We start from the raw sequence: 7,631 nt of genomic DNA on the forward strand, positions 1-7,631 counted from the left end.
GTTTTGTTAACTTTAGGGCATTAAATTTAACTTTACATTAACTTCAAATATTAATTAACAAATAAAAAATATCAACATTCATTTATGTGAATATTGCTTAATAGAGAGCAAAAAACCGCGTTTTTGATATCAAAAACGCGGTTTTTTGCTATTTTCAAAAAAACTTTTTTATCCACATTTTTTGTTCTATACTTGAAAAACGAACGGGAAACTTTGCTCTCATTTCCCACTCATTCAAAATCAATAATTTATACTGTTTTACCTAATGAATATGGATAGAACTTGTCATTCTGTATGGGAGAACTGTCTCAAAATCATAAAAGACAATGTGCCATCTCAAAGTTTCAAAACTTGGTTCGAGCCAATCAAAGCTTTGAAGTTGGATACCAACGTTCTCACTATACAAGTGCCTAGCGTTTTCTTCTATGAATGGTTAGAGGAGCACTACGTTTCGTTGCTTCGTAAAACCATTAAACATCAGTTGGGATCTGATGGTCGTTTAGAGTACAATATTGTAATGGATAAGTCTTCGGGTTCTAAAAATCCGTATACAGTTAATTATCCAACCAATAATAATGGAGAGTTGAAAAATCAGCCGGTACCAATGCCTGTTAATATTAATGAATCGATTAAAAATCCTTTCGTTATTCCAGGATTGAAAAAGCTGAATATCGATCCGCAGTTAAACGCCAAATACTCATTTGATAATTTTGTAGAAGGAGAATGCAATCGATTGGCGCGATCGGCGGGCTTTGCTGTAGCTCAAAAACCAGGAGGTACTTCATTTAATCCACTGTTTATTTATGGAGGAGCTGGTTTAGGGAAAACTCACCTTGCTCAGGCTATCGGATCGTCGGTAAAAACCATGTATCCTGATAAGCTTGTTTTATATGTTCAGGCTGAAAAATTTGGGCAACAATTTGTTGACTCATTGAAAAATAACACCATCAACGATTTCGTCAATTTTTACCAGTTAATTGATGTGCTTGTTGTCGATGATGTCCAGTTTTTCTCTGGAAAAGAGAAGATGCAGGATATTTTCTTTACCATCTTTAATCACTTACATACCAGCGGTAAGCAAATCATTATGACTTGCGATAAAGCTCCGAAAGATTTAGTTGGTTTAGAAGAGCGTTTGTTGTCGCGTTTTAAATGGGGACTATCAGCTGATTTACAGGTACCAGATATCGAAACCCGTGTTTCTATCCTTCAAATGAAGATGAAAGCGGACGGCATTCAACTTCCGCAGGATGTAATTGAATATGTGGCTCATAATATTGATAATAATATTCGTGAGCTGGAAGGCGCTTTAATTTCGTTATTAGCGCATTCAACCCTTAATCGTAAGGAAATTGACCTGCCTTTGGCTAAACAAATGCTTAAAAACTTTATTAAGCATTCAACCAAAGAGATTTCGATGGAGTATATTCAGAAACTGGTTTGCGAGTATTTTGAGATTCCATTAGACATGGTTAAATCGAAAACACGTAAACGCGAAATTGTACAGGCTCGTCAAATTTCGATGTATTTGGCAAAGAGCCATACCAAAGCTTCTCTAAAATCTATAGGGCAGTTTTATGGAGGACGTGACCACTCAACGGTTATTTATGCCTGTCAAACGGTTGAAGACCTTATCGAAACCGACAAGAAATTTAAAAACTGGGTGCAAGACATTCAGAAAAAGCTCAAAATGAGCTAATACTAAGCATATACTTAATGAGTTTTATAAATAAAGCCTTCCTGATTCATCGGGAAGGCTTTGATTTTATAAGTCCATTCAATTAAAAAGTCTGTTAAATCCCTTTAATTCAAACTGATCACTAATTTTTTAACGATCACTTTATAATTAAATCTGATCTAACAGACTCAATACACCAAGAGTAAATATTAAGTACTCCTAATGATAAATTACCTTACCTGTACCCTGGTTTGGCAGAAACTTCCAGAATATTAACTTCTGTGGTACCGTTAGTATCCTGATTCTCATCAGGAAGGTTAAAGTTAATAAATAATTGAAAATGAATCAATTATATTTTAATTTATTAAGGATTTACCAACTGTCGCCGGCGCCACCGCCGCCAAAATCACCACCACCGAAGCCGCCAAAGTCACCGCCACCGCCACTAAAATCTCCCCAATCGCCACCTCCGCTATTTCTTCCACCGCTATTGCCCATCATATTCATTAACATCCAAAATGGCAAGCTTGATCCCGAGCCCCTGTTGGCTATATGCTGATAACTTCTTCTTCTGAGCAAAGAGAAGATTAAAATTCCTCCCAACACCACAAAGAAGATCCAAATACCAGATCCTTTTCCTTTTTTGCCCGGAACAACATCATTCGCGTCAACTTTATATTCTCCAGAAGCGAACTTCATGATTGCATCTGTTCCATCATCAATTCCTTTAAAGTAGTTTCCGGCTTTAAATTCAGGCTTAATAATGGTAGAGGTTATCCGCTTGGCATAAGCATCGGGTATGGCTCCCTCGAGTCCATAGCCTACTGCTATAAATACTTTTCGGTCACCTAATGATACTAAAAGCACAACGCCATTGCGCTTTTCTTTTTGACCAACACCCCATTTCTGCCCTAACTTAACTGCGTAATCAGCAATTTCATATCCATTGAGGGAAGGAATAATGACTACCGCAATCTGATTAGAAGTAGAATCATTAAAAGCAACCAGCTTGTGTTCTAACTGCGCCTTTTGCTCTGATGATAGGGTATTCGTATAATCATTTACAAGACGAGGAGGGTTAGGGGCGTCAGGAATATCCTGACTAAATGCAATTGATGCAAAGAGAAGAAGGGAGAAGGTTATTAATAATTTAAGTTTATTCATTGCCGAAATAGATATCGTCTGAAAGTTCATTTTTGTTATCGCTTATTGGAGGAAAGAATTGCCCAAGCGCATTACCTGCTTTTTCAATTCCTTTAACAAGGCCTTCAATAAGCAGTCCTTGTTTAAAATGAGCAAGCATTACCTCCTTGGTTTCATGCCAAAAACCAAAATCTATCTTCATATTAATACCTACATCGCCAATAATGGCAAATTTGCGATCTTCGGTAGCTAAGTAAATAAGTACACCGTTTCGCTGGCTGGTTTTATGCATTTCCAGTTGCTTAAAATAATAAGCCGCCCTGTCCAAAACATCTTCTTTACAATGTTTTTCAACACAAACACGTATTTCACCTGATGTAATGGCTTCAGCTTTTTTAATGGCTTCCTTTACTATTTTTTTATTTTGTTCTTCAAGAAATGGCATGTTTTAATGTTTTAAAGGATAAAAAAGAGGATTTGCGAATTGCCCACAAATCCTCATATTCAGTCTTTTAATACCTTCAGGTTTAAGTTTAGAACTGTACAGTTGGAGCTTTTTCGCTTCCCGGCTGAGCCTTGAAGTACGGTTTCTCTGGAAAACCAAACATTCCTGCAAATAATTTCCCTGGCAAAGTTGTAACTTCTCTATTAAAATTACCTGTACTCTCGTTGAATTTATTCCTTTCGGTTGCAATACGGTTTTCAGTACCCTCTAACTGTGCCTGTAATTCCTTGAAGTTCTCGTTTGCTTTTAAGTCGGGATATTTTTCTACCACGACCATTAATCGGCTTAAAGCAGAGCTTAATCCATCCTGTGCTTGTTGAAACTTCTGAAAAGTTTCTGGTGTTAATTTGCTGGCATCAACATTTACTGCTGTAGCTTTAGAACGAGCCTCAATTACCTGTGTTAAGGTTTCTTTTTCAAAGTTGGCATATCCTTTTACAGTGTTTACCAAATTCGGAATCAAATCTGATCGGCGTTGATAAACGTTTTCAACTTGCCCCCATTGTTGTTTAACATCCTGATCTAAGCGTGCCATGCTATTATAGCTGCATCCGCCCATTCCAAAAATCAGAACTAAAATGGCAATTATGCCTATTGTACCTTTTTTCATAGAACTGGTTAAAAATTTTCCAATCAAATCTACAAAATTTATGCAAGGGCATTAATACGCTTTAATTCTTTTAATTTTGCATCAATTTCAGAATAACTATCTGACAAAAAAGATGATTAAAGACCTTGAACTGACAATTCTGCCTGATTTTATTCATGATCAGCAGCATATTCTAAAACAACTATCCAACGAGTTGCAATTATCCCCAAAGCGAATTAAGGGGTTTACAATTGATAAACGGTCTATTGATGCACGCTCTAAGGTTACGGTTTACCGCGTAAAAATTAGTGTCTATATTGATCAGGACCTTCCTGCTCCTTTTGTGTTTCATTCCGATTATAAAAATGTTAAAGATAAACCGATTGTTTTGGTTATTGGTGCAGGGCCTGCCGGAATGTTTGCCGCTTTGCGGTTGATTGAATTAGGTTTGAAGCCTATTGTGTTGGAGCGTGGCAAGGATGTAAAAACACGAAGAAGAGATTTAGCTGCCATTAATAAAGAAGGTATTGTTAATCCGGAGAGCAATTATTGCTATGGAGAGGGAGGTGCTGGTACTTATTCAGATGGTAAGTTATATACCCGTTCAACCAAACGCGGTGATGTTAATAAGGTTTTAGAAACCTTTGTGGCTCACGGAGCCGCTGAAGATATCTTAATTGATGCGCGCCCACATATTGGTACTAATAAGCTTCCCCAAATTATTGTTTCTATGCGCGAAAGCATTTTGAATGCCGGCGGAGAGGTTCATTTTGATACAAGGGTTGATGATTTTGAAGTCGAGTTTGGGACCATTAAGAGCGTAAAAACCAACAAAGGAAGTTTTAGTGCTGCACATGTGATTTTGGCTACCGGCCATTCAGCGCGTGACATTTTTTATCTACTCCACCAAAAAAATATCCTGATCGAGGCAAAGCCATTCGCATTGGGCGTTCGAATAGAACATCCACAAGCATTAATAGATAAAGCACAATATCGTTGTGAAGTGCGCCATGATAATTTGCCTCCTGCTTATTATAGTTTAGTAGAGCAGGTAAATGGCCGTGGAGCATTTTCTTTTTGTATGTGTCCTGGTGGAATTATTGCTCCGTGTGCTACTGACCATAAGGAAATTGTGGTGAATGGTTGGTCGCCATCAAAACGAAATAATCCGTATGCCAATTCCGGAACGGTGGTACAGATTAACTTAGAAGATATTGCAAACGCGGATAGTGACCCATTAGCAGCCTTAAAATTCCAGCAGGAGATTGAAAAGAAAGCATTTGTTATTGGCGGTGGATTGTTAAAGGCTCCCGCACAGCGAATGGTCGACTTTGTCAATAAGAAAGTATCCAAAGATTTGCCTGATTGCTCGTATTTGCCTGGAATTAGTAGTGCTGATTTATATGAAGTACTGCCATCCTTTGTAAGTCAGAGTTTGCGAAATGCTTTGCCTTTATTCGACAAAAAGATGAAAGGGTATTTTTCAAATGAAGCGGTTTTAGTAGGAGTTGAATCCAGAACTTCTTCACCTGTACGTATCCCACGTGATAAAGATACATTACAACACCCCGAAGTAAAAGGTTTATACCCTTGTGCAGAAGGCGCCGGTTATGCCGGAGGAATAGTTTCGGCAGCAATTGATGGGGTTAAATGTGCTGAAGCTGCTTTTAATGCAATTAATGGATAAAGGCTAAACTTCTTTGGTCAGAATGCGTTAATTTTATTAAAAACAATTGTGTATGGATAAGCAATTGAAATTAATAATAGCCTTAAGAGAAGTTGCTGATGATATTGCAGCTAATCCTAAGTATCAATGGGGCCATATGGGAAGCTGTAACTGTGGCTTTTTAGCACAGAAACTTACAGGATTTACCTCCAATGAGATTCATAAAAATGCTATGGCCCGTGCAGGTGATTGGTCTGAGCAATTGAATGGTTATTGTCCGAGTTCTGGTTATCCTATAGATAATTTAATCTTTGACTTGCTGCAAGCCGGTCTCTCGATTGAAGATTTAGCACATCTTGAGCGTTTGTCAGATTTGGATGTCTTGAGACGGATTAACGAGTCGTATAAACCACTAAATTTTAATAATTCTTGGCATGTGTCTTTATATATGAAAGCTTGGGCCGATAAATTGGAAGACAATATCCTTTCCAGAGTGAAGGTGCAATCCTTAACCAATCTGCTGCTGAACAATAATTCGCCCGATCGTATAACTTATTTGCAACAATAATATGTCTACCAAACAACTGCTAATAAAAGAACTTGATGCTGCCATAAAAGGAAACCCCTGGCATGGCGCTTCATTAAAACAAATATTGAATAATATTACCTCAGCTGATGCAGTTAAACGACCAATCCCCAATGCTCATTCTATTGCTGAATTGGTCTTGCATATTCTTTCTTGGACTGAAGAAGTTGCAGAAAGGATGGAAGGTAAGCCTCCTTCACTTCCTTCCAGGGGTGATTGGCCTGTTTGGGATGATCTAAATGCTGAGAAATGGAACCGAATTGTATCTGAGTTATTAAATGCCCACCAAGAGCTACTGAATAATATAAGTGATTTTCCGGATGAGAGTTTTGGTAGAATTGTAGGAAATAATAATGATGCATCTTTAGGAACCGGTATCACATTTACAGAAATGCTCCATGGCTTAGCCCAACATCATGCCTATCATGCCGGACAAATTGCTTTGCTGTCAAAATTCAATTAGATTTTAGTTATTTAACATTACATTTTTATGTCAGAAAAGAAAACCCTTGTATTAGGAGCTTCGACTAATCCAGAGAGATATGCATTTAAAGCTATAAACAGATTGGTTCAGCATCATCATCCTGTAGTAGCGGTGGGGTTAAAGGAAGGATCTGTTGCCGGAGTGGATATTGAAAAACCTGAAATTATTCATTCTGATATAAATACTATCTCCTTATATGTTGGGCCAGCTCATCAACCGGTATATTACGATTATATATTAAAGACCAAACCTGAACGGGTTATTTTTAACCCTGGAACAGAAAATCCGGAGTTTCAGCAAATGCTTACCCAAAAGGGAATTGGTTACGAACAGGCCTGTACCTTAGTTTTACTTTCCATTGGCGATTATTAAATCAGCTTCTTTTAACCAATAAATCTGCTTCTTCTCCTTTATTAACATGACTTATATAGAGTAAAGCAGGTGGAAAAACATTTATTCTGAATAATAGTTCATTTTTTCTCCCACACGATCAGCCCTTTAGGGATCGTATTGCCTAAAAAGGTAAAAAGAGTTTGGCAGGGGAGGGAAAGTTTCTACCTTTGCACTCCGCAATCGGAAGGAGGGCGGCAGGAATTGAAAGGGTGGTTTACAGGCAGGAGCAGGGGAAAAGAGCAGCGGGAGCCGGTAAAGAAAAGGTTGAAACGGAGCTGAAATTTATTTTAAAATAAATTTGGCAAAAGCGAAAAAATTTTTCACCTTTGCACTCCCGAAACGACGGGGTTTAGATGAGTAAGTCATCGAGACGAAGGAATTGAAAAACAGGGATAGCGATAAGGAGAAAGCAGAAAGGCGAGAAAAAAAATAAAAAATAATTCTTGCGAAAACAAAAAAGAAGCTTACCTTTGCAGCCCCGCTGAGACGGAAGGTCGAAAGCGAAAAAAGAAAGATGGATAAAGAGGACGCCGAAAGGCAAACAGGTTCGATTCCTGAAGTATCCACGAAGGATTAACCAACGGGTT

General features: G+C 38.0%; 8 protein-coding genes. 5 read left to right on the forward strand and 3 right to left on the reverse strand.

What is annotated here, in order from left to right:
* Positions 1-271 precede the first annotated feature (271 nt).
* On the forward strand, positions 272-1,699 hold the full coding sequence (dnaA, locus tag NF867_RS10310; protein WP_252587770.1) for a chromosomal replication initiator protein DnaA: 1,428 nt from the start codon (positions 272-274) through the stop codon (positions 1,697-1,699).
* A gap of 351 nt (positions 1,700-2,050) precedes the next feature.
* On the opposite strand, the gene NF867_RS10315 is transcribed toward dnaA, so the two are convergent.
* The 3 genes from NF867_RS10315 to NF867_RS10325 all read right to left on the reverse strand — a co-directional run bounded on the left by NF867_RS10315 (position 2,051) and on the right by NF867_RS10325 (position 3,936).
* A complete protein-coding gene (locus tag NF867_RS10315; RefSeq protein ID WP_252587771.1) occupies positions 2,051-2,842 on the reverse strand; it encodes a TPM domain-containing protein in 792 nt (263 codons plus the stop codon).
* Entirely contained in the window at positions 2,835-3,266 is a 432-nt protein-coding gene (locus NF867_RS10320; RefSeq protein ID WP_252587773.1) for a TPM domain-containing protein, read from the reverse strand. Before NF867_RS10320 ends, NF867_RS10315 begins: the two co-directional genes overlap by 8 nt.
* Positions 3,267-3,354: 88 nt before the next feature.
* Positions 3,355-3,936 (reverse strand): LemA family protein, encoded by a 582-nt coding sequence (locus NF867_RS10325; protein ID WP_252587774.1) that lies wholly within the window; start codon positions 3,934-3,936, stop codon positions 3,355-3,357.
* Positions 3,937-4,048: 112 nt separating this feature from the next.
* Between NF867_RS10325 and NF867_RS10330 the strand changes: the two genes are divergently transcribed.
* From NF867_RS10330 to NF867_RS10345, 4 genes are read left to right on the forward strand one after another with little or no spacing between them, the layout of a single operon-like run.
* On the forward strand, positions 4,049-5,602 hold the full coding sequence (locus NF867_RS10330; RefSeq protein ID WP_252587776.1) for an NAD(P)/FAD-dependent oxidoreductase: 1,554 nt from the start codon (positions 4,049-4,051) through the stop codon (positions 5,600-5,602).
* A gap of 52 nt (positions 5,603-5,654) precedes the next feature.
* Complete coding sequence (locus NF867_RS10335) at positions 5,655-6,149, forward strand: hypothetical protein (RefSeq protein ID WP_252587777.1); 495 nt, start codon at positions 5,655-5,657, stop codon at positions 6,147-6,149.
* A gap of 1 nt (position 6,150) precedes the next feature.
* Positions 6,151-6,630, forward strand: coding sequence for a DinB family protein (locus tag NF867_RS10340; RefSeq protein WP_252587778.1), 480 nt, complete (start codon positions 6,151-6,153; stop codon positions 6,628-6,630).
* A gap of 27 nt (positions 6,631-6,657) precedes the next feature.
* Entirely contained in the window at positions 6,658-7,023 is a 366-nt protein-coding gene (locus tag NF867_RS10345; protein ID WP_252587779.1) for a CoA-binding protein, read from the forward strand.
* Positions 7,024-7,631 lie beyond the last annotated feature (608 nt).

Origin of the sequence: Solitalea agri, from assembly GCF_023914155.1 — a bacterium.
GTDB lineage: Bacteria > Bacteroidota > Bacteroidia > Sphingobacteriales > Sphingobacteriaceae > Solitalea > Solitalea agri.

Coding starts and splice junctions, on each gene's coding strand:
- NF867_RS10330 (WP_252587776.1), top strand. CDS start 4,049: ATGATTAAAGACCTTGAACTGACAATTCTGCCTGATTTTATTCATGAT.
- NF867_RS10320 (WP_252587773.1), bottom strand. CDS start 3,266: ATGCCATTTCTTGAAGAACAAAATAAAAAAATAGTAAAGGAAGCCATT.
- NF867_RS10335 (WP_252587777.1), top strand. CDS start 5,655: ATGGATAAGCAATTGAAATTAATAATAGCCTTAAGAGAAGTTGCTGAT.
- NF867_RS10340 (WP_252587778.1), top strand. CDS start 6,151: ATGTCTACCAAACAACTGCTAATAAAAGAACTTGATGCTGCCATAAAA.
- NF867_RS10315 (WP_252587771.1), bottom strand. CDS start 2,842: ATGAATAAACTTAAATTATTAATAACCTTCTCCCTTCTTCTCTTTGCA.
- NF867_RS10325 (WP_252587774.1), bottom strand. CDS start 3,936: ATGAAAAAAGGTACAATAGGCATAATTGCCATTTTAGTTCTGATTTTT.
- NF867_RS10345 (WP_252587779.1), top strand. CDS start 6,658: ATGTCAGAAAAGAAAACCCTTGTATTAGGAGCTTCGACTAATCCAGAG.
- dnaA (WP_252587770.1), top strand. CDS start 272: ATGGATAGAACTTGTCATTCTGTATGGGAGAACTGTCTCAAAATCATA.